Origin of the sequence: Bacillus sp. SRB_331, from assembly GCF_003264175.1 — a bacterium.
GTDB classification, from domain to species: Bacteria; Bacillota; Bacilli; order Bacillales; family Bacillaceae_G; genus Bacillus_A; species Bacillus_A mycoides.
Genome location: NZ_NADV01000004.1, coordinates 39,266 through 63,486, shown reverse-complemented (window position 1 = coordinate 63,486; position 24,221 = coordinate 39,266). Strand labels below are relative to the sequence as shown.

The window sequence follows — 24,221 nt, the reverse complement described above, 5'->3', positions numbered from 1 at the left end:
AGTATGAGTACCAAAATGATTCATAACAATCGTTCACAAATTCATTTAAGGGGGAAAAGAAATGGTTCAATTAAATGGCAAAGTAGCAATCGTAACAGGTGGGGCAAAAGGAATTGGAAAAGCAATTACAGTAGCATTAGCAGAAGAGGGAGCAAAAGTAGTTATTAACTATAACAGCAGTAAAGAAGCAGCTGAAAACTTAGTAAATGAATTAGGAAAAGAAGGACATGACGTTTATGCAGTTCAAGCGGATGTTTCTAAAGTAGAAGATGCAAACAGACTTGTAGAAGAAGCTGTGAATCATTTTGGTCAAGTTGATATTCTTGTTAATAATGCTGGTATTACAAGAGATCGTACATTCAAGAAGTTAAATCGTGAAGATTGGGAGCGCGTAATTGACGTGAACTTAAGCAGTGTATTTAATACGACAAGCGCGGTACTTCCATACATATCGGAAGCAGAAGAAGGAAGAATCATTAGTATTTCTTCTATTATTGGCCAAGCTGGTGGATTTGGACAAACAAACTACTCAGCAGCAAAAGCAGGTATGCTAGGATTTACAAAATCATTAGCGTTAGAACTTGCAAGAACAAATGTAACTGTAAACGCAATTTGCCCAGGATTTATTGATACTGAAATGGTAGCAGAAGTACCAGAAGAAGTGCGTCAAAAAATCGTTGCGAAAATCCCGAAAAAACGTTTTGGTCAAGCTGATGAAATTGCAAAAGGTGTAGTATATCTATGCCGTGACGGTGCGTATATCACAGGTCAGCAATTAAACATTAACGGCGGATTATACATGTAATGAAGTAAGAAAAAAGTGCATATCCATAGCAGGAATGCACTTCTTTTTTTAGAAAGAAATTGACCAAAAAGGAGATAGGAAAAATGACTACATTCGTAACGGAATGGGAAAAGCAATTGGAGTTGTACCCAGAAGAATATCGTAAAGCATATCGCCGTGTGAAAAGAGCGAGCGAAGTTTTATTACGCGAACCAGAACCACAAGTTGGTTTAACACCGAAAGAGGTTATTTGGACGAAGAATAAAACGAAGCTGTATCGTTACATTCCAAAACAAGAAAAAACACAGAGAGTTCCAATCTTATTAATATACGCTCTTATTAATAAACCGTATATTATGGATTTAACTCCAGGAAATAGTTTAGTGGAATATTTAGTAGATCGTGGTTTTGATGTGTATATGCTTGATTGGGGCACATTCGGTTTAGAAGATAGTCATTTGAAGTTTGATGATTTCGTGTTCGATTATATTGCAAAAGCAGTGAAAAAAGTAATGAGAACTGCAAAGTCGGACGAGATTTCTTTACTTGGTTATTGCATGGGTGGAACGTTAACATCTATTTATGCAGCGCTTCATCCGGACATGCCAATTCGTAACTTGATTTTTATGACAAGTCCTTTTGATTTCTCTGAAACAGGATTATACGGTCCTTTATTAGATGAGAAATATTTCAATTTAGATAAAGCGGTTGATACATTCGGAAATATTCCGCCAGAAATGATTGATTTCGGAAATAAGATGTTAAAACCAATTACAAACTTTGTCGGTCCATATGTTGCTTTAGTCGATCGTTCAGAAAATGAGCGCTTCGTCGAAAGTTGGAAATTAGTTCAAAAGTGGGTAGGCGATGGTATTCCGTTCCCAGGTGAATCGTATAGACAATGGATTCGTGATTTTTATCAAAATAATAAATTAGTGAAGGGTGAACTCGTTATTCGCGGACAAAAGGTAGACCTTGCAAATATTAAGGCGAATGTCTTAAATATTTCTGCGAAACGTGATCACATTGCTCTGCCATGTCAAGTAGAAGCTTTACTTGATCATATTTCTAGCACAGATAAACAGTATGTATGTTTACCGACAGGACATATGTCTATTGTGTATGGTGGAACGGCTGTAAAGCAAACATATCCGACGGTTGGAAATTGGCTTGAAGAGCGTTCTAATTAAAGAGAAGAAATCCAACTAGCTTATGTTAGTTGGATTTTTTTATGGAAAATGACGAAACATAGGAAGGAGAAAATACATTGTAGGAGTATAATATATGAAGCTTATGACTGGTAAGTTGTTTTGGAGTGCTGGAGTTTCTGTACCTTGTTATCCAACGTTAGAAAATGATATGATATGTGATGTACTAGTAATTGGAAGTGGAGAAGCAGGTGCTCATATAGCGTATTCGTTAGCTAAAATTGGAATGCGTGTTATGCTCATTGAAAAAAGAGCAATTGCATGTGGTAGCACAGCTGCAAATACAGGATTATTACAATTTGTTCATGATAAATCGTTGACCTCTCTTATTCATACATTTGGTGAAGAGAAAGGGGTACGAGCATATAGACTTTGTTATGAAGCGCTGCAAACAATGGAAAAGGTTGTGCCAACTCTCGATATTGATCCCCATTTTATTCCGCGAAATAGTTTGTATTATGCAAGTAGAGATGAGGATATTTCATTTTTACAAGAAGAATATAATACGTTACGCCATTATGGATTTCCGGTTGAATATTTTACAGAGTCTGATATTAAGAAACGTTATTCATTTACAAAACAAGCAGCGTTATATACAAGCGGTGATGCAGAAGTGAATCCGTATTTATTAGCGCATAGTCTTTTGCATAAAGCGAAACAAATGGGCGCTACTATATACGAACATACAGAGGCATTACATATTAAACAAATCCAAAATGATTTAATTTGTTACACGAATACAGGAAATAAAATAGTAGCAAAGAATATTATTATGGCGACAGGTTATGAAGCAATTTTTGGAAAGAAAGAAAAAAATACAACAGTAGAAACGTCTTATGCCGTTGTGACAAATAAGATAGATTATTTTGAAGGCTGGCATGAGCAATCGTTAATTTGGGAAACAGCACGTCCGTATTTGTATAGTCGAACGTATCAAAACCGCATTGTTATAGGCGGATTAGATGAGGCGCTGAAAATTCAAAAAATCGGCGATACGAAATTATTGCATAAGCGTGATCTTCTTATTAACATTGTAAAAGAAATGTTCCCGCAGTATAAAAATATACGGGCAGAATACTATTGGGCAGCAGCATTTGGTGGCAGTCATGACGGTCTTCCTATTTTAAAAGAAGATAAAAAAATACATAATTTATATTACGCACTGCCGTATGGGGGAAATGGAACTGTATACGGAATGGTATTTGCGAAACTATTTCAGCAGTTATTTACAAATGAAGAAAGTGATGATTTTTCTTTATTTAATCGATAGAAAAAAGGTAGCGAAGTGATGGAATGAGAAATATAAAAAAGTTTTTACAAAAGTTACGTCCCGTACAACTTATCGTTGTATTTTATTTACTAGCAGTAGTCGTATCGGTAATTTTGCTTAGTTTACCATTTGTTACGAAGCCTGAAGTGAAATGGACATTTATCGATGCACTATTTACATCTGTTAGTGCGGTAAGTGTTACGGGACTGTCTGTTGTTACGATTTCAGATACGTTTACAACGGCAGGAATTATTGTTTTAGCTCTTATTTTACAATTAGGCGGATTAGGAATTATGGCGCTTGGTACATTCGTCTGGATTATAACGGGGAAAAAGATTGGTTTGCAAAGAAGAAGATTAATTATGGCAGACCATAACCAAGGGAATTTATCGGGCCTTGTAGAATTGATGCGTTCTATTTTAATTGTAATTATTTCGATAGAACTCATTGGAGCAATACTGTTAGGTACAAGGTTCTTACTATATTTCCCGACTTGGCAAGAAGCTTATTTTCACGGTTTCTTTGCCGCTGTGAGCGCAACAACGAACGGAGGATTTGATTTAACAGGACAATCACTTATTCCGTACAAAAAAGATTATATTGTTCAAATGATTCATATGTTGCTTATTATTTTAGGAGCTATCGGTTTCCCAGTGTTAATGGAAGTAAAACAATTCCTTAGTAAAAGGCGACAACAACTATTTCGCTTTTCGTTATTTACAAAATTGACGACAACGACATTTTTTGTACTCGTTATTGTTGGAACAATTATGATTTTTCTATTAGAACGAAATCATTTTTTAGTAGGAAAGTCATGGCATGAAACTGTATTTTATACATTATTCCAATCTGTGACGACGCGAAGTGGAGGACTCGCTACAATGGACATACGTGAATTATCACAACCAACGCTTTTATTTATGAGTATATTAATGTTCATTGGGGCATCTCCAAGTTCAGTTGGGGGCGGAATACGTACAACAACATTTGCAGTTAGTATATTATCGTTATATACATTTGCAAGAGGCGGGAGAACAGTCCGAGTTTTCAAACGTCAGCTACATGAAGAGGACGTGTTGAAAGCATCTGTCGTTATGACGATGGGGATTTTATTATGTGCCTCAGCGCTATTCATTTTATCTATTACGGAAAATGTACCGCTTATGAGCTTAATCGTTGAAGTTTGTTCTGCTTTCGGAACGACGGGACTATCAACAGGTGTTACTCCTGATTTAACAACTGTTGGTAAACTTGTACTCATTGTACTTATGTTTATCGGACGCGTCGGTATTTTGACATTTATTTTAGCTAGTGGTGGAAGAGAGCAACCAGCTCGCTATAAGTACCCGAAAGAGCGAATTATTATTGGATAGTATGAAACCATTCTACCTACGTTAGGTAGAATGGTTTTTTAGTCGTTAATTCCAAATTGGGGATGCATAAAAGCATCATTTGTATTATCAACTTCGTTTTTAAGTAATTCTTGATTTTCTTCTGCAATCCATCCGATATCATTTGTAGGATGGATCCATTCTTCCCCAGCCATAATGGCAGGATCTACCTCATCACTCCAATTATTAAGAGGACTGTTAGTGGAATCGTATTTACTGTCTCCAATTACAACATCATATTGATTTATAAAAGGTTGTTGCATCTTTTTGCCTGTGCCTTTAAAAGAAGGAAAGTTCATTTGATGAGGGAGCGTCTCGTCTAAAATTGGCGATTGTATCGTTTCTTTTTCTTTCAAAGTAATCGCTCCTTTTTGTAATGGCTTGTTCGTATGTAGTATTTCCATCTATAAGCTCTTATGTACTTGTTAACACTTCCCAGTAATAATTACTGTAAGTTGTTTCAAACTAGAATAGAAAGTTATTTCGTGAGAGCAGGTGAATATGTTGGTAAAAAGAAAAGTAAAACAAAATGCAGCAATTAATAATAATAAAACTCCGAAAGAAAGCTTACCAGATGCAGAATTTGCATTAGAGTATGAAGGAGAAAATAGTGCGAAGTATGCAAATCGTAATTCAAAAAAAGGTAAACAAAAATGAGGCGTTTTTTACAAACGCCTCATTTTTTTGTGGGATTATAAAGGTTTTTTTAATTATTTGTAAATTTCACGTTTGATATTAGCAGAAAAATGCGAAAAAACATAGAAGTAGCAACGTATTACACAAAAACAAACAAAAGATTAATGTTGGTTTAATACTGCTTTTACACTAGTTGTTTATATTAGAGTTGTACATAAGATTTGTAAAAGGAGAGAGAGACAGTGAAAAAAACAATCTTTAAAGCTGTAGCAACTGGAATGGTATTTTCGTTATTAATGGGGTGTGGTGCAAAGAAAGAAGAAAGTGCTGGAGCAAAAGTAAAAGATGATAAATTATCTGGATCATTAACTGTTTACACAGCGATTGAAGAAGAGCTTGTACCGATTTATCTTGATTCTTTTAAACAGAAGTACCCAGACGTGAAGTTGAACATTGTTCGTGATTCAACAGGAGTTATTACAGCGAAATTGCTAGCTGAAGGAAAAAATACACAAGCAGATGTTGTATGGGGAACTGCAGCGTCTAGTCTATTAGCTTTAGAGAAAAAAGATATGTTAAAAGGATACTCTCCAAAAGGAGCAGATCGTGTCCTTTCGCAATTTAAAGACGATAAGAAACCAGAAAAATGGGTAGGAAATACTGCATTTATGACGGGGATTGCTGTAAATAAAGAAGAATTGAAGAAGAAAAATTTACCGATGCCAGAATCATATGAAGATTTAACGAAACCAGAATATAAAGGAACGCTAGTTATGCCGCATCCGGCTTCTTCTGGAACAGGATTTTTAACAGTTTCTGCATGGCTACAAATTATGGGAGAAGATAAGGGCTGGGATTACATGAAGAAACTTCATGATAATATGGCAACTTATACTCATTCAGGTTCAAAACCAGCGAAATTAGCAGGCGCAGGTGAATATCCAGTTGGTGTATCAATGGTTTATAGTGCTTTGAAAGAGAAACAAAAAGGTGCACCAGTTGAAGTTGTACTGCCGAAAGAAGGATTAGGCTGGGAAGTAGAAGCGAACGCACTTATTAAAAAAGATAATGCTAAAAATGATAAATTAGCGCAAGCATTTTTAGATTGGGCAATTACAGATGATGTAATGAAGTTATACTTCGAGAAAAATGGATTTGCGACAATTAAAAATGATTATAAACTTCCAGATGGATTCCCTAAAGATGTGACTGAAAAGTTATATAAAAAGAATGACTTTAAATGGGCAGCAGAAAATCGTGACAAAATTTTAGAAAAATGGGAAAAAGAGTTTGGCCAAAAAGCAGAACCGAAAAAGTAAGTGAGTGGGAGAGAGAAAAATGAGCGAATATTTATCAATTCAACACATCCAAAAACAGTTTGATGCATTTACAGCGTTAAAGGATATTTCTTTTACTGTGAAAAAAAATGAGTTTGTTTGTTTATTAGGCCCAAGTGGTTGTGGGAAAACGACATTGCTCCGAATTTTAGCGGGGCTAGAAGAGGCAACAACAGGTAGTATTGCTGTGAATGGAAAAGATATTACAGCATTACCACCTGGAAAGAGGAACTTCGGAATGGTTTTTCAATCGTATGCATTATTTCCGAATTTAACTGCACTTGAAAACATTGAATACGGCTTAAAAACAAAAAAATATGGAAAAGCAGAAGTAAAAGAAAAAGCGCTATCGGCGTTAGAACTTGTTGATTTGCTGAATGTAAAAGATAAATATCCTGCTCAAATGTCTGGTGGACAACAGCAGCGAGTAGCACTTGCACGTGCGCTCGCTCTGTCTCCCGATATTTTGTTACTTGATGAGCCGTTATCTGCTTTAGATGCAAAAGTGCGTGAAAAGTTGCGCAGAGAAATGCGTGATTTGCAAGAAAAAGTGGGAGTAACAACTATTATGGTAACGCATGATCAAGAAGAGGCATTAACGATGGCTGATAAAATTGTTGTAATGAATCATGCGGAAATTATGCAGATTGGAACACCAGAGGAGATTTATCAAAGACCAGCCAATCCGTTTGTGGCAGATTTTATTGGTTCTATTAATTTCTTTTCGAAAAATAACGAAGAACATGCGATTCGTCCTGAACATGTAACAGTTGTACAAAATAATGGTATTAAAACAGTTGTAGAAAGCATGGAATTTCGCGGTTCTGTATACCGGACGGAAGTGCGGGTCATAGAAGAGAAAACACACCTTTATAATGAGAAAATTGTAGTGGATATATTGGCATCAGAAGTAGAGGAAACTGCTATTAGAAAAGGAAAGCCAATTCAAATCTCTTTCTCAGAAAATCATATGTTGTCATATGGAAAGAAGGTCATTGTATAGATGGAGATGTTAGAAAACTTTAAGGCAGAAAGTACAAAAAAAAAGATTAAGAGACGTATCGGTAAAGAAGAGTGGATACAAAGACTATTAATTATTGGTATGCTTCTTTCATTTTTTATCATGCTTGTATTGCCTTTATTACAACTGTTTACACAAGCCTTTTATGATAAAGATGGAGCTTTTGTTGGTGTTGCGAATTTCAGTAAATATTTCACAACACCAACGCTAGTTCAATCACTACAAAATACGATATGGATTTCGGGCGCTACAACAATTATTTCAGTTACACTCGCTTTCGCTTACGCATATGCGATCGCTCGTACAAATGTTTTTGGAAAGCGCGTATTTCAATACATAGCATTATTACCATTATTCGCACCAACGATGATGCACGGTATTGCGCTTACATATTTATTTGGTAATCAAGGGTTAATAACAAAAGGGATGTTTGGTTTATTTGAAGGAATACAAATACCGTTATACGGACCAGTAGGAATTGTAATGGCTGAAGTTATGTATACATTTCCGCAAGCATTCCTTATTTTATTAATTGCTCTCCAAGGTTCTGATTATCGTTTATATGAAGCTTCTAATATGTTGGGTGCAAGTAAAGTGAAACAGTTTTTTACGGTTACTTTACCTAGTGTGAAATACGGATTAATTAGTGCGATGTTCGTTGTATTTACACTTAGTTTCACTGATTTTGGGGCACCTAAAATTGTTGGAGGACAATATAACGTACTTGCTACTGACGTATATAAGCAAGTAATTGGACAGCAAAATATGTCCATGGGCGCAACTGTCGGAATGATTTTATTGATCCCAGCTATTTTCGCATTTGCAGTTGATCGTATTACGCAAAGAAAACAGGCAAATCTCTTATCTTCAAAAGCAGTACCTTACAGAATAATAAATAATAAGAAAAGAGATGTTATTTCATTCGTATATTGTAGCGTAGTCACGTTTATGATCATTCTTTTATTTGTGGCAGTTGGTATTGCTGCAAGTGTGAAAGTATGGCCATATAATATGAGTTTTACACTTGAGCATTTTAATTTTTCAAGTTTGACAGGAGACGGAATTGAAGCATTTAAAAATAGTGTAATTGTCTCAGCTATTACGGCAGTTATCGGGGCGATTTTAACATTTGTGTTCGCTTATGCGATTGAAAAAATAGAACAGCTACAGTTTTTCAGAAAAGTAGGCTACTTTTTCTCTATTGTACCGTTAGCGATTCCTGGATTAGTACTTGGATTAGGATATGTCTTTTTCTTTAGCCAACCAACAATTTAAATTCTAGGACTTTCAGTAACAAATCCGTTTCATTCCTTATATGGCACAATTGCTGTTTTAGTATTAGTAAATATCATTCATTTTTACTCTGTAACGTTTGTTACCGCAACGACTGCTTTAAAGAAACTAGACCGAGAGTTTGAACTTGTTTCACAGTCGATGAGCGTACCGTTTTATAAAACTTTCTTTCGAGTAACAGTACCGATGTGTTTACCAGCTATTTTAGAAATGGTTATGTACTATTTCGTAAATTCAATGGTGACTGTATCGGCAGTAGTGTTCTTATATGCGGCTGATTTTAAACTAGCTGCTGTATCAATTGTAAATATGGACGATGCAGGAAATGTAGCACCAGCAGCTGCAATGAGTGTACTTATTGTTGTTACAAATATTGTAGTGAGGGTTGTATATGAATGGGGAACGAAAGCACTTCGTAACCGAACGTCACAATGGCAAAAAAGATAAGTAAGAAGGGTGATGGATAGAATGAAAATTGAAGCAGTTATTTTTGATTGGGCAGGTACGACAGTTGATTACGGATGTTTTGCACCATTAGAAGTATTCATGAAGATTTTTCATAAACGCGGTGTTGAAATTACAGCAGAAGAAGCTCGCAAACCAATGGGGTTATTGAAGATTGATCATGTTAGGGTATTAACGGAAATGCCCCGTATTTCGAATGAGTGGAAGCGTGTCTTCGGACAATTACCAACAGAAGAAGATATTCATGAGATGTATGAAGAGTTTGAAGAAATTCTCTTTGCTATTTTACCGTACTATGCCACGCCAATTGATGGGGTAAAAGAAGTGGTTTCTTCACTACGTGAAAGAGGTATTAAAATTGGATCAACAACTGGTTATACGAGAGAAATGATGGACATTGTTGCAAAAGAAGCAGAAATACAAGGGTATAAACCTGATTTTCTTGTGACGCCAAATGATGTTCCAGCAGGTCGTCCATATCCGTGGATGTGTTATAAAAATGCGATGGAACTTGGTGTATATCCAATGAATCATATGATAAAAGTTGGAGACACCGTGTCAGATATGAAAGAGGGCAGAAATGCTGGAATGTGGACAGTAGGTGTAATTCTCGGTAGTAGCGAGCTCGGTTTAACGGAAGAGGAAGTGGAGAATATGGATCCGATAGAGCTTCGTGAAAAAATAGAAATAGTTCGTAATCGTTTCATTGAAAATGGGGCTCATTTTACAATTGAAACGATGCAGGAGCTCGAAAACGTAATTGAACATATCGAGAAACAAGAACTTATTATTTCATAAAGGGGGGCACACGATCATGAATGAAAATCACTATTTATTATTAACACCAGGACCATTAACGACAACAAAAACTGTAAAAGAAGTTATGTTATACGATTGGTGTACGTGGGATGTTGAATATAACACAATGGTGCAAGATGTAAGAAATAGGCTTGTATCGTTAGCGACAAAGGAAGAAGAAAAGTACACAACAGTTTTAATGCAAGGAAGCGGTACGTTTTCGGTTGAAGCAGTAATTGGTTCTGTTATTCCTAGAAACGGAAAGCTGCTAGTTTGTACAAATGGTGCGTATGGTAAGCGGATTGTACAAATGGCAGAGATGTTACATATAGATGTGGTGGTCAGTCAAACAGAAGAGTGGGAGCCTACTAATATTGCAGAAGTAGAACAGTTATTACAACAAGATAAAGAGATTACGCATATTGTAGTTGTTCATTGTGAAACAACTACAGGTATTATTAATCCAATTGTAGACGTGTGTAAGTTGGGAAAACAATATGGAAAAGTTACACTGGTTGACGCAATGAGTAGTTTCGGTGGTATTGAAATAGATATCGCTGAGTTGCAAATTGACTTTCTAATTAGTAGTGCGAATAAATGTATTCAAGGTGTTCCCGGATTCGGTTTTGTCATCGCAAATCGTGATGAACTATTGAAATGTAAAGGACAAGCTCGTTCTTTATCATTAGATTTATATGATCAGTGGGAAACGATGGAAGAGCAAAATGGGAAATGGCGCTTTACTTCACCTACACATGTTGTACATGCTTTTTATCAGGCATTGCTTGAATTAGAAGAAGAAGGCGGGGTAAGAGCCCGTTACAATCGATATTATAGCAATCAAAAACTACTAGTGCACAAAATGAAAGAAATAGGCTTTAAGCCATTAGTAGATGAAAAATATCAATCTCCTATTATTACATCTTTCATTTATCCAGAAGCAGGATTTGAATTTTTGCAGCTATATAATGAATTAAAGCGATATGGATTTGTTATTTATCCAGGTAAAATTTCGAAAGTAGATACGTTCCGCATTGGAAATATCGGTGATGTACATGAAGACGATATTAATCGCTTAGTTGATAGTATTGCTAAAGGGGTTGTTATAGGGTGAAAGTATTTTGCTTAGGTGGAGCAGGTAAAATTTGTCGTGAAGCAATTTTAGATTTAGTTCAATTTTCATCTTTTGAGACGATTACGGTAGCCGATTTTAATGAAGAGGAAGGCCGAAAAGTAGTAGAGTGGTTAAATGATCCTCGTGTTGATTTTGTGAAAGTCGATGTGACAAATCATGAGGATACGGTCGCAAAAATGAAGGGCTATAACATTGTAATGGATGGTACGACGATAAAGTTAAATGGATTGTCTACTCGCTGTATCGCAGATGCCGGTTGTCACGGTGTGAACTTAAATGGATTTGGTGAAGAAAATGAATCCCACTCTAAATTTGTTCAACATGGAACAACATGTTTACCTGGGTTTGGTATGACACCAGGTGTAACGCAAATGATGGCCATGTATGCAGCAAATCAGTTAGATACTGTAGAGTCAGTTCGAGTAAGTCATGGCTCGTATCGTCCAATTGCTTTTTCTGCATCAATTACAGAGACAACGACATATGAATATGATCCACATTTGCCGACGCGTACAGTGTATGAGGAAGGTGAATTTAAGCAAGTACCTCCGTTTGCGCGCCCGAGAGAAATTGAATTACCAGCACCTTACGGAAAAACAATGCAGTATATAATCCCGCATTCAGAAACGATTACGTTAGCGAAGGCACTGGAAGATAAAGGTGTACAGCTTATTGAAACAAGAGGAACTTGGCCAGAGCAAAATATGCAGCTCGTTCGTGCTTTATATGATTATGGTATATTGCGTAATGATCAAATTGAAATAAACGGTAAAGAAATTGGTATTATGGATTGTATTTCGAAGTATCTATTAAAATCGAAAGAAGGACAAGCAACAGAGCTTTATGGTTATGCACTTCATGTAGAAGTAGTAGGTATGAAAAATAATCAAGAACAAAGGCATGTGTTATACCATACGCATCCGCTATCTGACGGTTCTGTAGTAGGGTGGGAGAAATTAAGGGCCTATACAAGAAATGTTGGTATCCCATTTGGAATCGCTACAGAGTTAATTGCAAAAGGAGTAGTTAATAAAGTCGGTGTTATTACTCCTGAAGAAGCTTTCGAAAATCCACAAATTATTTTTGACGAACTAGAAAAGCGCGGTATTTATATTCATGAAGAGATTTTCACTGAAAAAGAAAATTATAACTTTGTATAAGTAAGACAGTTTATGAGGTAGATATAAATGGGGTGAGGCTATGTCTGTAGTAGGTGAAGAGAGAAAGAGGACAATTCTTGAGAAGGTAGAGTTTAAAGGAAAAGTAAAAGTTTCAGAATTAGCGAGAGAGTTCGCAGTATCAACAGAGACGATTCGTCGGTATTTAGAAGAATTAGATCGTGAAAAAAAATTGAAGAAAGTGTACGGTGGAGCCGTTCAACTTCCGGGAGCTGGGATAGAGGCACCGATGTTAGAACGAGAGATGCTGCATATAGAAGAGAAGAAAAGAATTGGGTATAAAGCAGCAACGTTTGTGGAAGATGGAGATGTTATTGCGATTGATGATGGAAGTACACCACTTCAAATGGTGCCATATCTTGTTCATCGTAAAAATTTAACGATTGTAACAAGTTCATTTCCAGTAGCAACACAATTAATTTCTTCTATTAATAAAAAGATGTTTCACGGTGAAGTTTTATTTATAGGCGGGAAAGTATCTCCAAAGCATTCACGTGTGTCGGGGTCTATTTCACAGCAAGTAATTCATCAATTTCATTTTCATAAAGCATTCGTTTCGATTGATGGGTTGTTGCAAGGTTTTGGGGTTTCTAGCTTTGAATTAGAAAAGGCGAAACTGTCAGAAGCGATGATGAAATTAGCTGAGAAAACGTATATTTTATGCGATCATACAAAGGTAGGCGTCAAAGGGAACTACCGAATAGCAGGATTTTCTCGTATTCAACATATTATTTGTGATAAGAAAATGCCCTATAGTTTTGAAGAAGAAGTCAAAAAGCATAATATTCAATGGACAGTTTGCTAAATGAATTGAATACGTTTAAACTCCCACCTAATTTTTAGGTGGGAGTTTTACTATCAGCAAGTAAAAAAATAAAAGCTTTGTATTTATGCAAAAAGTGGACACATTTTCTCATCTCGTTCATATAATTTACCAATACAAAAAAAGTTGGTCGAAGGAAAGAAGGGAAAGTATGTCGGAACGGATATATAATAAACTTGTATTGTATGCAAACATTTTGCAAAAAATTGGTGTTATTAATGAAAAAGAAAAAAGTGAAATCCTTCATACGATAGGCAAAAAAGCCCTTTGAGTAAAGGGTTTTTTATTTTTTATCTATGGAAATATAAACTTAATGTAATATTCTTATTGACAATGATAATGAGATTCATTATCATTTATTATGTTAGCAATTGATAGTAATTATCAATTGAAATATATATAAGATAAGGGGATATTATTTTGAAAAAAAGTTATATTAAAGCTCTAGTAGTAGCAACAACATTAGCTATTCCATTTGCTGCGTATTCTACTCCAGCGTTAGCAGCAATAAAAATTGAAGCAAACCAGTCGGTAGCAGCAGCCAGTGATCGCACGTATGATACTGAGATTAAAATATATAAGGATCAAAAAGATGAGCCATCTATGGTTTCTCAGTACATAAAAAATCCTAAAGTAGCAATTGAAGGTGGGAAAAAATCGTTACTGTAACAATACAAGATAGCGATTATTTTCAATATCTTAGAATAGAAGATAGAAATCAACCTGGTGTATTTCATGATGTGAAAGTTCTGTCAGAAGATAAAAGAAAAAATGGAACGAAAGTAGTCCAATTTGAAATTGGCGAATTTGAGCAGAAGCACAATATGCAAATGCATATATTTATTCCGGCTATTGGATATGATCACAAATATCAAGTTCAATTTGAAATTAAAGATCCAACTGTAGGTGAAAAAGAAACAGAGAAACCAGATGATAACTCTAATTCAGGCAATACGGAAACAGATAATCGAGTTGATAATCAAAATATGATAACAGATAACAAATTAAGAGAACTTGTTAATAAAAAAGTATTTAATAGAAAAGATTTAAATACACCAATTACGAAAGAAGAGTTATTACAAGTAAAGGACTTGTTTTTAAACACGAATGAGATTCTGGATTATGGTGCATTAAAATATATGCCAAATTTAAAATCTTTAACAGTTGCGAATGCGAAGATAACAGATCCGTCGTTCTTTGCGAATTTAAAGCAATTAAATCATTTAGCTTTGCGAGGTAATGAATTTTCAGATGTAACACCACTTGTTAAGATGGAAAATTTAGAATCTCTTGATTTGAGTAATAATAAAATTACAAAAGTTGCACCACTAATTGAAATGAAAAATGTAAAAAGTTTATATCTATCAGGCAACCAAATAGAAGATGTAACAGCATTAGCGAAAATGGAACAACTAGATTACTTGAATTTAGCAAATAATAAAATTACGGATGTTGCTCCATTAAGCGCATTGAAAAATGTAACATACTTAACTTTAGCAGGTAATCAAATTGAAGATATTAAACCGTTATATTCATTACCTTTAAAGGACTTAGTATTAACGCGTAATAAGGTTAAAGATTTATCGGGTATTGATCAAATAAATCAATTAAATAAATTATTTATCGGTAAAAATCAAATTGAAGATGTGACACCACTTGCTAAAATGACTCAGCTTACAGAATTAGATTTACCTAATAATGAGTTAAAGGATATTACTCCATTATCAAATCTAGTAAACTTACAAAAACTTGATTTAGAAGCAAATTATATTTCAGACTTATCGCCAGTTAGTAAGTTGAATAAGTTAGTATATTTAAGTTTTGTTGCAAATGAAATCCGCGATGTTAGACCAGTAATAGAACTAAGTAAGAAAGCTTATATTAATGTCCAAAACCAAAAAGTCTTTTTAGAGGATACAGAAGTAAATAAAGAAGTAAAAGTACCTATATACGAAAAAGACGGCGAGGTATCTACAAAAATCCGTCTGAAGAGTGATGGTGGTACGTATAGTAATGGTGTAGTGAAATGGAGTACACCAGGTGAGAAAGTATATGAATTTGGAGTGAAAGATCCATTTGCGGATACAGGAATCTTCTTTACAGGATCTGTAATTCAAAATGTAGTAGAAAGTAAAGGGGACAACAATTCTAAAGAAGACAATACTTCTAAAGAAGATGAGAAAGTAGAGGTAGTAGAATTTAAAGATGTACCAAAAGGACATTGGTCAGAAGAAGCAATTCATTATTTAGCGAAAGAAAATATTTTCAAGGGATATGGAAATGGACAATTTGGATTTGGGGATAATATTACTCGTGGACAAGTTGCATCTTTAGTACAAAGGTACTTGAAATTAGAAAGTAAAGTAGAGCAGAAAGAGATATTTACTGATACGAAAGGGCATATGTTTGAGCAAGATATTGCTACAGTTGCACAAGCTGGAATTATGCAAGGAGATGGTACAGGTAAGTTTCGTCCAGAAGGAGTATTAACTAGGTACGAGATGTCAGTAGTATTACAAAAAGTATTTCAGTTAAATGAAACTGAAAATAATTTGGAGAACTTTACAGACGTACCAACAGGTCATTGGGCAGAAGGATATGTGAAAGCATTAGTGGATAATAATATATCAAAAGGTGACGGGAATGGGAACTTTTTAGGGGATGATTTCGTAACACGTGAGCAATATGCGCAATTTCTGTATAAGGCAATAAAAAAATAATAAATGAGAAAAATACGTTATTCTTTAATAAGAAGAATAACGTATTTTTTATATGTACAAAATCAAGTGCTAAATAGACAGGAGTGTTTACATGTGATAGGCCTATTTTTCCGATAGGTGCTGAAACCATATTGACAAAAAGGCATTCTCGTGTGATAATTCAATTAAATTTTTAGAATAATCAAAAAACATTCCTTTTATATAGAAAGGATTTGAATATTATATTAATATTACGCCGGGGGTGACGAAATGTTATTTTTTCTGAAAAAATGGAACGAATTAAAAGATGTGAAAGCAGAATTGGCACTTCGCGATTGGTTTTATGGTACGAAAATTAGTTTATCGATGTGTACGTCAAAAGAGCCATTAACATTTTTAGTGAATGTAGAGGGAAGAGATAAAGGGGTATTTTCTGAAGAAGATTTTATTGTCGTAAATTGCATGTGTGAGCCAGTATTTGAAAACGAAGAAAAACCAGCTATAGAGTCATTTATGCATGCGGATATTTATAAAAAAAGTAGTGCAGAATGCATTTTACAAGTCCAGACTGTAGATAGTCATTTAATGTCAGAGCTATATGGGAAAGAAGGAGAAGTAACATTCGAAAAACGTAGTGTGGAACGTGTTTTTGGAAAAGACGGTATTACAGAAATGACAATTCCAATTGTAGAAGATGAAAAGAAATTCGCTAATTTATTAGAAAATAATGTTCCGAATTTTATTGAAGGTGGAGGAGTAGTCCTTGTTCATAATTACGGAATGATCGTGTGGGGGAAAACTCCAGAAGAAGCGAAAAAATGGTTGGAAGGTATAGAGTATTTAATGAACTATCACGTAAAGCTTTTAATGATAAAAGGGGCAAAAAGTTCTGTTATATAAAGATGTATTCACAGAGATTACCATTCCTTAAAAATGAAAGCGTTTTAAAAAGAGATTTTACTCATAAAATATAGGTCTCCTTATTATATATAGATTACATGTTGACATGTAAGGAGGAACATATTTTGCGAGTTAAATATCATTTTCTGCCAAAACAGCAGGTGACATTTTGCAAAACGAATGATTCTGGTGAAAAGGCGTTACAAATTATGAATGAAACGGGATTTCGCGCAATTCCTGTATTAGCAGAAAATGAGAAGGAATTCACGGGGATTATTTATAAAGTAGATCTTTTAGAAAAGAAGTGTAATAGCAGATTAGAGGATGTAAGTACAGAAGATGTACTGGAAAGTCCAAATTCGTTTATTTTTGAAAAGGATTCTTTTTTTAGAGCTTTTTACGTTATTCGTCGTCTCCCGTTTTTAGCGGTTTTAAATGAGTATAATGAATTTGTCGGCATTTTAACACATTCTAATGTATTTGATGTCATTGAGGATTCGTTCGGTATGCGGACGGGTGGTTATATATTAACAATTGCAACACAAGATTGTAAGGGAACAATTAAAGAGCTTGGGACATTATTAAAAGCATATAATATCGGTGGACTGTTTACGCTTGATAACGGTGATCAATATATTCGCCGTGTTATCGTAAATATATCGGATGAGTTAAATGAAAAAAAATTAAAACAATTAATTGAAAAGATAGAGAAAAAGGGATTCAGGGTGAGTCATGTAGATTATATTTAAGTTGAAAAGGAAAGGTACCTATCTGCTATGTGTAGATAGGTATCTTTTTTAGTGCGAGAAATGAATTTTATTTTGAAACAGAAGGTGGAGATAATGCTAAATCAGATAAAAAAATAAAGTCTGCATGCTCACGAATTTTAGGAATAGAAGTTTCGATAATACGTGATGTAATTTCACCTGGAGCCCCAACGTGTCCGATAGCTACCATAATGGGTTTGTCTTGGATTTTTTTTATGAGTAATTGTGCTTGTTTTGAAATGTGACTTACCGTATATACATCATCAAAAAATAATTGGTTTTCAATAATAGGAACGCCTAATTCTTTACCGATTTTTGGGACAACACTATTAGGGTTTGTTTTACTATCTAAATAAAATAAACCGTGCTTTTTACAGGCAGAAAGTATAAGACGTACAATCCTTTCATCAGCGGTTACTTTTGATCCCATATGATTGTTCATTCCTATTGCATGAGGTATTTCTTGAATTGCTTGTTCGAGTCGGTTGTTTATTTCTTCATCGCTTAAATCTGTTGTAATCGCTTTTGGTCCAAGCCACTCTTTTTTTCCTCTAATTGGTTCCATCGGCATATGTATAATAACTTCATGCCCTTTTTTATGGGCAGCTATTGCATCTTGTTTAGTAGAAGGAAGAAATGGCATAACAGCAACAGTGAGTGGAATAGGAAGTGATAACATCTTATCTGTGCCTTTCATATTATTGCCGAAATCATCGATGACAATAGCAACTTTATTCGTATGAGCGTTTGCTTGAATAGGAAAGAGGAAGAATGGTATGAACAGGGTGAAGATGAGAACTGTAATAGTATATTTGCGCATATAAATATTTCCTTTCTATTTTATCCCGCTATTTGCGGACAGTAAGACTCCCAACTCAAAATTTGGCTGGAGTAAAGAAGTTAGGTGGAAAATCCACTGCCCGTAAACGCCCGATTGGTGAAGGCTAATAATTAGTGGGGATGGACAAAACCCCCACTGATTAAAGTTCACTTTATCAATCATCATTATGTTTTGCGTTTTTACATAAATTAAACAAAAAATGTCGAAGAAAAGTACATTGAAAATAGAGAAGCCACTGTTTACTGAGTATTTACAAAAAAGAAGATGAAAAAAATGTCTATTATTGCGAATGTATTTACAAAGATAGAATAATTTGTAATAATTCTCAAAGTGAGGGTAAAGATTTGTAAATTACAGGGGAAAAATGTTAAATTTTCTGATTCTTCAATTTTAAATAAAATTAAGTGTTTAAAGGGCTAAAGTAGAAGAGGCATTGAGAGTATGGAAGAAAAATAAGGGGGATATGGATGTTTACTGTAAAAAGGAAGTACACATTAGAAAAGCTTTCGCATGATATTCATATGAAACGTGAAGAAATGATTCATTTAGGATTAACAAGTGGGTTAAATAGTATGGAGACAATTCAAGTTAGTCAAGAATTGGACAAGCTTATCGTACAGTATCAGCGTTACAAAGAAAAACAAACACCGAAATGGTTTTCAATTATAAAGGTTCCTATTTTTCAAATTGGGTATGAAGGGAAATCAAACAATTTTTGGAGAATGTTTGTAGCTGGTTTTATGAAATAAGTATAATTACCCTTTTAGGATAAGGATAATTATACTATGTGTAATGGAATCTCTATATGAACTGTCGTTCCTTTGTTTTCTTTACTATCAATAAATATATGCCCATTGTACATCTCTACAATTCGTTTACATATAACAAGCCCAAGACCTGTTCCAGTATCTTTATTAGTAAAGAACGGATGAAAGAGGTGTTTTTGAATATGTTTAGGAATCCCTTTTCCAGTATCAATAATTTGCAAGTGTGCGTGTTTTTCGTTGTTTGTTACTACAATGGTTAATGTATCACCAGAAGCCATGGCTTCAATTGCATTTTTTGTAATGTTTAAAACCACTTGTTTCATATGGTCTTTTGAGCAACGTATATGAACAGGGTGGTCTGGCAAATGTAAATGAAATACAATGTTATGTAGATTCGCTTCAGATTGGATAATTAATGCTACCTCATTAAGAATCGTTCTTACATCATATGTTTGTTCAATGATGGCAGTTGGTTTTCCAAGAATAAGAAATTCGCTTACAATTTCATTAATCCGCTCTATTTCTTGTTCGATTACAGAAAAGTAGAACTGATCCTGTTCATCTTTATATTTCTCTTTTAACAGAGCAACGAGTCCTTTAATTCCAGTAAGAGGGTTACGGATTTCATGAGCTGTACTAGCTGCAAAAGTTCCAACCAATTCAATTTTTTGTAGTTCATTTTGTTGTCTTTCTAGTTTTGTTTGACGTTTTAATAACATATATTGAGCAAGTAAAAATAAAATAGACATTAAAAATAAAGTAGCTATACACTCTATTGAAACTAACTGGTATAAAGTTTGTTGATGAATAGGTAACGGAGAAACAGAGACTTTCCAATTTAATCTTTGGAGTGGGGTAGTAAGCATGTTAGAATGCCCATCGCTTGTTTCGTTATTATCATCGGTTAGAAAAACTACATCATGTTTATCAGTCACTTCGAAATGATATTGTGGTTTAATAGCATTTAAAGAGGCTGAAATGTAGTCAAAGCGTAAACTTGCTAATAATAAGCCTGAGAGTTCCTTTTGTCTATTAAATATTGGAGACGCAATCATAATAGCTTGATGTCCAAGAACGCGATCTGTAATAACTGATGATACAGTTGTTTTCTTAGATTGCAATGCATCTTGGATGTATTGGCGGTCAGAAACGTCAATAGGCGGCGAATCGCCTTGGGATGCGAGTGTAATCATCCCATCTGTCGTAGCGTAATATAGACCGGAAAAACGTTCATCATTTCCATCGGTATCATGTACAATCTGTTTAATCCCATTGATGTTTCCAGTTTCGGTCCCTACGACTTTTGCGAGCATTTCTAAGGCAGATATAGCTTCACCAAGGTGATGGTCTAAATAGTCTCTATATAAAAAGAGAACAGTGTGAGCAGATAGTTTGTTTGCCTGTTTCATTTGATAAGTGTGATATGAAAAAAATGTGGCACCAATCCCTATCGTTGGCAGTATAACAAGCAGTATGTAAAAAACTATGCTTTGTAATTTGACTTTCAAATTTGGTACTCCTTCTTTTTTTATTATCATTATATATAAACTATGTTAAAATTGTCATGTTTTTATTCAAGAATCATTTGCATTACATCAGAGAAAGGAAAAGGAATGAGTGAATATTCATTCGGAAGTTGTAATGAGGTGCTACGTTGCTTTTCTTTTTGTTGCGGAGAATTTAAGTGAAGGGTTGAAATGGTATGACATCAAATAATGAGCGAGAAGACATTTCTCAATCTTTAAAAGTATTTATTGCATTATCCCGTGTACATCGTTCTGTTATGGATACTACAAATAAATCCATACAAAGTAACGGATTAAATCCAACTGAGTTTGCTGTATTAGAATTACTATATCATAAAGGAGGCCAACCACTTCAGCAAATCGGTGAGCGTATTTTAATAGCTAGTGGCAGCATTACATACGTTGTAGATAAGCTAGAGAAAAAAGGGCTTGTAAAACGAATTCCATGTCCAAATGACAGGCGTGTTATTTATGCACAATTAACGGAGTCTGGAGAGAGCTTTATTGCTTCTATTTTTCCAGGTCATGAGCAAGTTATATATCAGTCTTTTGAAATGTTAACGAAGGATGAGAAGGATGAATTACTCGAGCTATTGAAAAAAATTGGAAAGTATGAAAAATGATGATATGTTCCAAAGGAGCTTTGGATAAAGAAATCCAAGGCTTTTTTGTGTGCATGTAGTTATGACATCATCTACCGCATTTTGCTGAAGAATAAGAGGAGATTTGTAAGTAAGAATTGAATTATAATAATGATGCATATAATGGAGAGGGGGCTCGTTCATGTCATTTAAAGACTATGAATATAAACGGCCAAATATTGAAGAATTAAAAGGGAAATTTACTGTTGCTTTAGAGAAGTTTGATAACGCAAAAACTATAGAAGAACAAAAACAAGTTATCAATTCAATTAACGAAATTCGTAATGACTTTGGTACAATGGGGAACCTTTGTTACATTCGTCATTCTGTTGATACGACAGATGCCTTTTATAAGGATGAGCAGGATTTCTTTGATGAATTCTCTCCAGTTGTACAAGGGTATGGTACAAAGTATTATAATGCGTTAATTCATTCTCCATTCCGCGAAGAATTAGAAGCGTATTATGGAAAGCAATTATTTTCTCTAGCTGAATGTGATTTAAAAACATATTCAGATGAAGTAGTGAAAGATTTACAATTAGAGAATAAATTGTCTTCACAATATACACAGTTATTAGCATCTGCAAAGATTGACTTTGCAGGAGAAGAAAGAACGTTATCGCAACTTATTCCGTTTATGCAAGGAAAAGAAAGAAGTGAACGTAAAGCAGCAAGTGAAGCATACTACGGATTTTTAGCTGAGAACGAGGAAGAGTTAGATCGTATTTATGATGATCTTGTTAAAGTGAGAACGAAAATCGCAAAAACACTTGGTTTTAAAAACTTTGTTGAATTAGGATATGCAAGAATGTATCGTACAGATTATAATGCTGAAATGGTAGCGAACTATCGTCAGCAAGTATTAGATTATATCGTTCCAGTTGCAACCGAGTTAAGAAATAGACAAAAAGCACGCATTGGTGTAGAAAAGCTCGCTTATTATGATGAAAACTTTGAGTTTGCTACAGGTAATCCAACTCCAAAAGGCGATGCAGATTGGATTATTAATCATGGGAAAACGATGTATAAAGAATTATCAGCTGAAACAGATGAGTTTTTTAATTTCATGCTCGATAATGATTTATTAGATTTAGTTGCGAAAAAAGGAAAAGCTGGTGGTGGATATTGTACATATATCGAGAATTATAAAGCGCCATTCATCTTCTCAAACTTTAATGGAACGTCTGGGGACATTGATGTATTAACACATGAAGCTGGTCATGCTTTCCAAGTATATGAAAGTCGTAAGTATGAAATTCCAGAATATAATTGGCCAACATATGAAGCATGTGAAATCCATTCAATGAGTATGGAATTCTTTACATGGCCATGGATGAAGTTATTCTTTGAAGAAGATGCGGATAAATATTATTTCTCACACTTAAGTTCAGCACTTCTATTTTTACCGTACGGTGTATCTGTAGATGAATATCAACATTATGTATATGAAAATCCAGAAGCATCGCCAGCAGAACGTAAGTCAGCATGGCGTAACATAGAGAAGAAGTATTTACCACATCGTGATTATGAAGATAATGATTATTTAGAGCGTGGTGGTTTCTGGCAACGTCAAGGTCATATTTATAGCTCACCTTTCTATTATATTGACTACACGTTAGCTCAAATTTGTGCACTGCAATTTTGGAAACGTGCAAGAGATAATAGACAAGAGGCTTGGGAAGATTATGTGAATCTTTGTCAACAAGGTGGAAGTAAATCATTCTTAGAATTAGTAGAAGTTGCAAATTTAACATCACCATTCGCTGAAGGGTGTGTAAAAAGTGTAATTACAGAAATTGAAGCGTGGTTACGTGCTGTTGACGACACAAAATTGTAAAAAAACATGCGCTTTTTTCCTATGTTTAACATCGACATAATAGAAAAATGATGAGATAATAAAAGAAAATTCAGAATTATTTCAGGGGTGTTTCTAATGGGGAGCGCCCCTTTTCACCAACAAAAGGGGGGAAAGCACTATGCTTCAATCTAATATGGATGTTAGTTTAGAAACTTTAGTCCACTCATTACAGTCTACACGAAGCACGCTGTTATCAGAAATTGAAATGTTAAATGATACGGAGGTGAATGTAAAGCCACGCCGTGATAAATGGAGTATTATTCAAATTTTGCATCATTTGCATTTAGTTGAACAGTCTGTCACATCTGCCCTTGTATATGCTTTGCAAAAAAAAGAAAGAAAACTTGCTCCATTTAAAGACCTCCAACTTACGCTTGATCGCACACATAAAAGGGAAGCTCCTCAACAAATGAAACCAACAGAAACATTAATGAAAAAACTGCAAGGAATTCAATTACTAGAACATTCACGACAAGAATTATTACATGCCCTTCATAGTGTAATAGATGAAAAAGAATTATTTGAAAATGGATTAAAACATCCTATTTTTAATGATTTGAATTTATATCAATGGGTTCAATTTCTAGATTTACACGAACAAAGACATCTTACACAGCTAAAAGAAGCGAAACATGCAATTTTACAGCGTTAAAATGAAAGAAGTGGGGAACCGCTTCTTTTCTTTTTTACTCATGCATAGTTTTCTTTCTCATTTTGGAATACTACATGGAGAAAAGAAAAGAAGGAGTTGAAAAACATGTCAAAGAAAAAGAGAGAAGAAGAGCGCGCCTGGAAAGCTCGGAAAGAAAATCAAAAGCCGCATGGGAAAGTGAAAGCTTTTGCAGAATTAGTTGAAGGAACAGAAAAAACGTGATGAAGTTCA

At 34.7% G+C, this 24,221-nt stretch carries 21 protein-coding genes and 2 pseudogenes; 20 read left to right on the top strand and 3 right to left on the bottom strand.

Translation table 11 applies throughout. The annotated features are described in order from the left end of the window. The first annotated feature begins 61 nt into the window (after positions 1 to 61). From B5P42_RS02610 to B5P42_RS02595, 4 genes are all read left to right on the top strand, one after another. Positions 62 to 805 (top strand): acetoacetyl-CoA reductase, encoded by a 744-nt coding sequence (locus tag B5P42_RS02610; RefSeq protein WP_002086832.1) that lies wholly within the window; start codon positions 62 to 64, stop codon positions 803 to 805. Positions 806 to 888: 83 nt separating this feature from the next. Further along, positions 889 to 1,974 (top strand): class III poly(R)-hydroxyalkanoic acid synthase subunit PhaC, encoded by a 1,086-nt coding sequence (phaC, locus tag B5P42_RS02605; protein WP_000206840.1) that lies wholly within the window; start codon positions 889 to 891, stop codon positions 1,972 to 1,974. A 94-nt stretch (positions 1,975 to 2,068) separates the two neighbouring features. After that, the gene (locus B5P42_RS02600) at positions 2,069 to 3,262 is read left to right on the top strand and encodes an NAD(P)/FAD-dependent oxidoreductase (protein ID WP_113733585.1); all 1,194 of its coding nucleotides are present in this window, start codon (positions 2,069 to 2,071) and stop codon (positions 3,260 to 3,262) included. Between the two features lie 23 nt (positions 3,263 to 3,285). Next, entirely contained in the window at positions 3,286 to 4,635 is a 1,350-nt protein-coding gene (locus tag B5P42_RS02595; protein WP_060751328.1) for a TrkH family potassium uptake protein, read from the top strand. Between the two features lie 38 nt (positions 4,636 to 4,673). On the opposite strand, the gene B5P42_RS02590 is transcribed toward B5P42_RS02595, so the two are convergent. Next, entirely contained in the window at positions 4,674 to 5,057 is a 384-nt protein-coding gene (locus B5P42_RS02590) for a DUF3905 domain-containing protein (RefSeq protein WP_113733584.1), read from the bottom strand. A gap of 97 nt (positions 5,058 to 5,154) precedes the next feature. Here B5P42_RS02590 and B5P42_RS31875 point away from each other — a divergent pair, with 97 nt between their 5' ends. The 11 genes and pseudogenes from B5P42_RS31875 (at position 5,155) to cbpA (ending at position 17,687) form a co-directional block, all read left to right on the top strand. Then, positions 5,155 to 5,310, top strand: a complete 156-nt coding sequence (locus B5P42_RS31875; RefSeq protein WP_002011566.1) for a hypothetical protein — start codon at positions 5,155 to 5,157, stop codon at positions 5,308 to 5,310. A gap of 221 nt (positions 5,311 to 5,531) precedes the next feature. Further along, entirely contained in the window at positions 5,532 to 6,608 is a 1,077-nt protein-coding gene (locus B5P42_RS02585) for a putative 2-aminoethylphosphonate ABC transporter substrate-binding protein (RefSeq protein WP_002030507.1), read from the top strand. A 19-nt stretch (positions 6,609 to 6,627) separates the two neighbouring features. Continuing rightward, the gene (locus tag B5P42_RS02580) at positions 6,628 to 7,629 is read left to right on the top strand and encodes a putative 2-aminoethylphosphonate ABC transporter ATP-binding protein (protein ID WP_002086828.1); all 1,002 of its coding nucleotides are present in this window, start codon (positions 6,628 to 6,630) and stop codon (positions 7,627 to 7,629) included. After that, a pseudogene (locus B5P42_RS02575) lies at positions 7,630 to 9,387 on the top strand (putative 2-aminoethylphosphonate ABC transporter permease subunit). It begins immediately after the preceding gene. Positions 9,388 to 9,408: 21 nt separating this feature from the next. Next, complete coding sequence (phnX, locus tag B5P42_RS02570; RefSeq protein WP_113733583.1) at positions 9,409 to 10,203, top strand: phosphonoacetaldehyde hydrolase; 795 nt, start codon at positions 9,409 to 9,411, stop codon at positions 10,201 to 10,203. A 16-nt stretch (positions 10,204 to 10,219) separates the two neighbouring features. Continuing rightward, positions 10,220 to 11,317 carry a 2-aminoethylphosphonate--pyruvate transaminase gene (gene phnW / locus B5P42_RS02565; RefSeq protein ID WP_113733582.1) on the top strand — a complete coding sequence of 366 codons (1,098 nt, stop codon included), beginning with the start codon at positions 10,220 to 10,222 and terminating at the stop codon, positions 11,315 to 11,317. Further along, positions 11,314 to 12,498: a saccharopine dehydrogenase family protein gene (locus B5P42_RS02560; protein WP_002126167.1), complete on the top strand. Its 1,185-nt coding sequence runs from the start codon at positions 11,314 to 11,316 to the stop codon at positions 12,496 to 12,498. The genes phnW and B5P42_RS02560 overlap by 4 nt, the downstream gene beginning before the upstream one ends. A 40-nt stretch (positions 12,499 to 12,538) precedes the next feature. Continuing rightward, positions 12,539 to 13,321, top strand: coding sequence for a DeoR/GlpR family DNA-binding transcription regulator (locus B5P42_RS02555; protein WP_002030497.1), 783 nt, complete (start codon positions 12,539 to 12,541; stop codon positions 13,319 to 13,321). Between the two features lie 438 nt (positions 13,322 to 13,759). Beyond that, positions 13,760 to 16,059 (top strand): annotated as a pseudogene (locus B5P42_RS02550) (NEAT domain-containing leucine-rich repeat protein). Positions 16,060 to 16,308: 249 nt separating this feature from the next. Continuing rightward, positions 16,309 to 16,938 carry a class II aldolase/adducin family protein gene (locus B5P42_RS02545; protein ID WP_002011549.1) on the top strand — a complete coding sequence of 210 codons (630 nt, stop codon included), beginning with the start codon at positions 16,309 to 16,311 and terminating at the stop codon, positions 16,936 to 16,938. A gap of 125 nt (positions 16,939 to 17,063) precedes the next feature. Continuing rightward, positions 17,064 to 17,687 carry a cyclic di-AMP binding protein CbpA gene (gene cbpA / locus B5P42_RS02540; protein ID WP_002086818.1) on the top strand — a complete coding sequence of 208 codons (624 nt, stop codon included), beginning with the start codon at positions 17,064 to 17,066 and terminating at the stop codon, positions 17,685 to 17,687. Positions 17,688 to 17,754: 67 nt separating this feature from the next. On the opposite strand, the gene B5P42_RS02535 is transcribed toward cbpA, so the two are convergent. Continuing rightward, positions 17,755 to 18,525 carry a divergent polysaccharide deacetylase family protein gene (locus B5P42_RS02535; protein ID WP_002011545.1) on the bottom strand — a complete coding sequence of 257 codons (771 nt, stop codon included), beginning with the start codon at positions 18,523 to 18,525 and terminating at the stop codon, positions 17,755 to 17,757. A 488-nt stretch (positions 18,526 to 19,013) separates the two neighbouring features. Here B5P42_RS02535 and B5P42_RS02530 point away from each other — a divergent pair, with 488 nt between their 5' ends. Continuing rightward, complete coding sequence (locus B5P42_RS02530) at positions 19,014 to 19,295, top strand: aspartyl-phosphate phosphatase Spo0E family protein (RefSeq protein ID WP_002011543.1); 282 nt, start codon at positions 19,014 to 19,016, stop codon at positions 19,293 to 19,295. A gap of 29 nt (positions 19,296 to 19,324) precedes the next feature. On the opposite strand, the gene B5P42_RS02525 is transcribed toward B5P42_RS02530, so the two are convergent. Continuing rightward, complete coding sequence (locus tag B5P42_RS02525) at positions 19,325 to 20,821, bottom strand: DUF3149 domain-containing protein (RefSeq protein WP_061675919.1); 1,497 nt, start codon at positions 20,819 to 20,821, stop codon at positions 19,325 to 19,327. Between the two features lie 194 nt (positions 20,822 to 21,015). On the opposite strand from B5P42_RS02525, the gene B5P42_RS02520 reads away from it, so the two are divergent. The 4 genes from B5P42_RS02520 (at position 21,016) to B5P42_RS32245 (ending at position 24,212) form a co-directional block, all read left to right on the top strand. Next, positions 21,016 to 21,462 carry a MarR family winged helix-turn-helix transcriptional regulator gene (locus B5P42_RS02520; protein ID WP_002011538.1) on the top strand — a complete coding sequence of 149 codons (447 nt, stop codon included), beginning with the start codon at positions 21,016 to 21,018 and terminating at the stop codon, positions 21,460 to 21,462. A gap of 160 nt (positions 21,463 to 21,622) precedes the next feature. Beyond that, positions 21,623 to 23,317, top strand: coding sequence for a M3 family oligoendopeptidase (locus B5P42_RS02515; protein ID WP_113733581.1), 1,695 nt, complete (start codon positions 21,623 to 21,625; stop codon positions 23,315 to 23,317). Between the two features lie 139 nt (positions 23,318 to 23,456). Continuing rightward, positions 23,457 to 23,990: a DinB family protein gene (locus B5P42_RS02510; RefSeq protein ID WP_002030551.1), complete on the top strand. Its 534-nt coding sequence runs from the start codon at positions 23,457 to 23,459 to the stop codon at positions 23,988 to 23,990. A 105-nt stretch (positions 23,991 to 24,095) separates the two neighbouring features. Beyond that, on the top strand, positions 24,096 to 24,212 hold the full coding sequence (locus B5P42_RS32245; protein ID WP_000038354.1) for a DUF6254 family protein: 117 nt from the start codon (positions 24,096 to 24,098) through the stop codon (positions 24,210 to 24,212). Positions 24,213 to 24,221: the final 9 nt, after the last annotated feature.

Excerpts from the sequence above, each read along its gene's own strand:
- B5P42_RS02610 (WP_002086832.1), top strand. The coding sequence starts at position 62 with ATGGTTCAATTAAATGGCAAAGTAGCAATCGTAACAGGTGGGGCAAAA.
- phaC (WP_000206840.1), top strand. The coding sequence starts at position 889 with ATGACTACATTCGTAACGGAATGGGAAAAGCAATTGGAGTTGTACCCA.
- B5P42_RS02600 (WP_113733585.1), top strand. The coding sequence starts at position 2,069 with ATGAAGCTTATGACTGGTAAGTTGTTTTGGAGTGCTGGAGTTTCTGTA.
- B5P42_RS02595 (WP_060751328.1), top strand. The coding sequence starts at position 3,286 with ATGAGAAATATAAAAAAGTTTTTACAAAAGTTACGTCCCGTACAACTT.
- B5P42_RS02590 (WP_113733584.1), bottom strand. The coding sequence starts at position 5,057 with ATGGAAATACTACATACGAACAAGCCATTACAAAAAGGAGCGATTACT.
- B5P42_RS31875 (WP_002011566.1), top strand. The coding sequence starts at position 5,155 with ATGTTGGTAAAAAGAAAAGTAAAACAAAATGCAGCAATTAATAATAAT.
- B5P42_RS02580 (WP_002086828.1), top strand. The coding sequence starts at position 6,628 with ATGAGCGAATATTTATCAATTCAACACATCCAAAAACAGTTTGATGCA.
- phnX (WP_113733583.1), top strand. The coding sequence starts at position 9,409 with ATGAAAATTGAAGCAGTTATTTTTGATTGGGCAGGTACGACAGTTGAT.
- phnW (WP_113733582.1), top strand. The coding sequence starts at position 10,220 with ATGAATGAAAATCACTATTTATTATTAACACCAGGACCATTAACGACA.
- B5P42_RS02555 (WP_002030497.1), top strand. The coding sequence starts at position 12,539 with ATGTCTGTAGTAGGTGAAGAGAGAAAGAGGACAATTCTTGAGAAGGTA.
- B5P42_RS02545 (WP_002011549.1), top strand. The coding sequence starts at position 16,309 with ATGTTATTTTTTCTGAAAAAATGGAACGAATTAAAAGATGTGAAAGCA.
- B5P42_RS02535 (WP_002011545.1), bottom strand. The coding sequence starts at position 18,525 with ATGCGCAAATATACTATTACAGTTCTCATCTTCACCCTGTTCATACCA.
- B5P42_RS02530 (WP_002011543.1), top strand. The coding sequence starts at position 19,014 with ATGTTTACTGTAAAAAGGAAGTACACATTAGAAAAGCTTTCGCATGAT.
- B5P42_RS02520 (WP_002011538.1), top strand. The coding sequence starts at position 21,016 with ATGACATCAAATAATGAGCGAGAAGACATTTCTCAATCTTTAAAAGTA.
- B5P42_RS02515 (WP_113733581.1), top strand. The coding sequence starts at position 21,623 with ATGTCATTTAAAGACTATGAATATAAACGGCCAAATATTGAAGAATTA.
- B5P42_RS02510 (WP_002030551.1), top strand. The coding sequence starts at position 23,457 with ATGCTTCAATCTAATATGGATGTTAGTTTAGAAACTTTAGTCCACTCA.
- B5P42_RS32245 (WP_000038354.1), top strand. The coding sequence starts at position 24,096 with ATGTCAAAGAAAAAGAGAGAAGAAGAGCGCGCCTGGAAAGCTCGGAAA.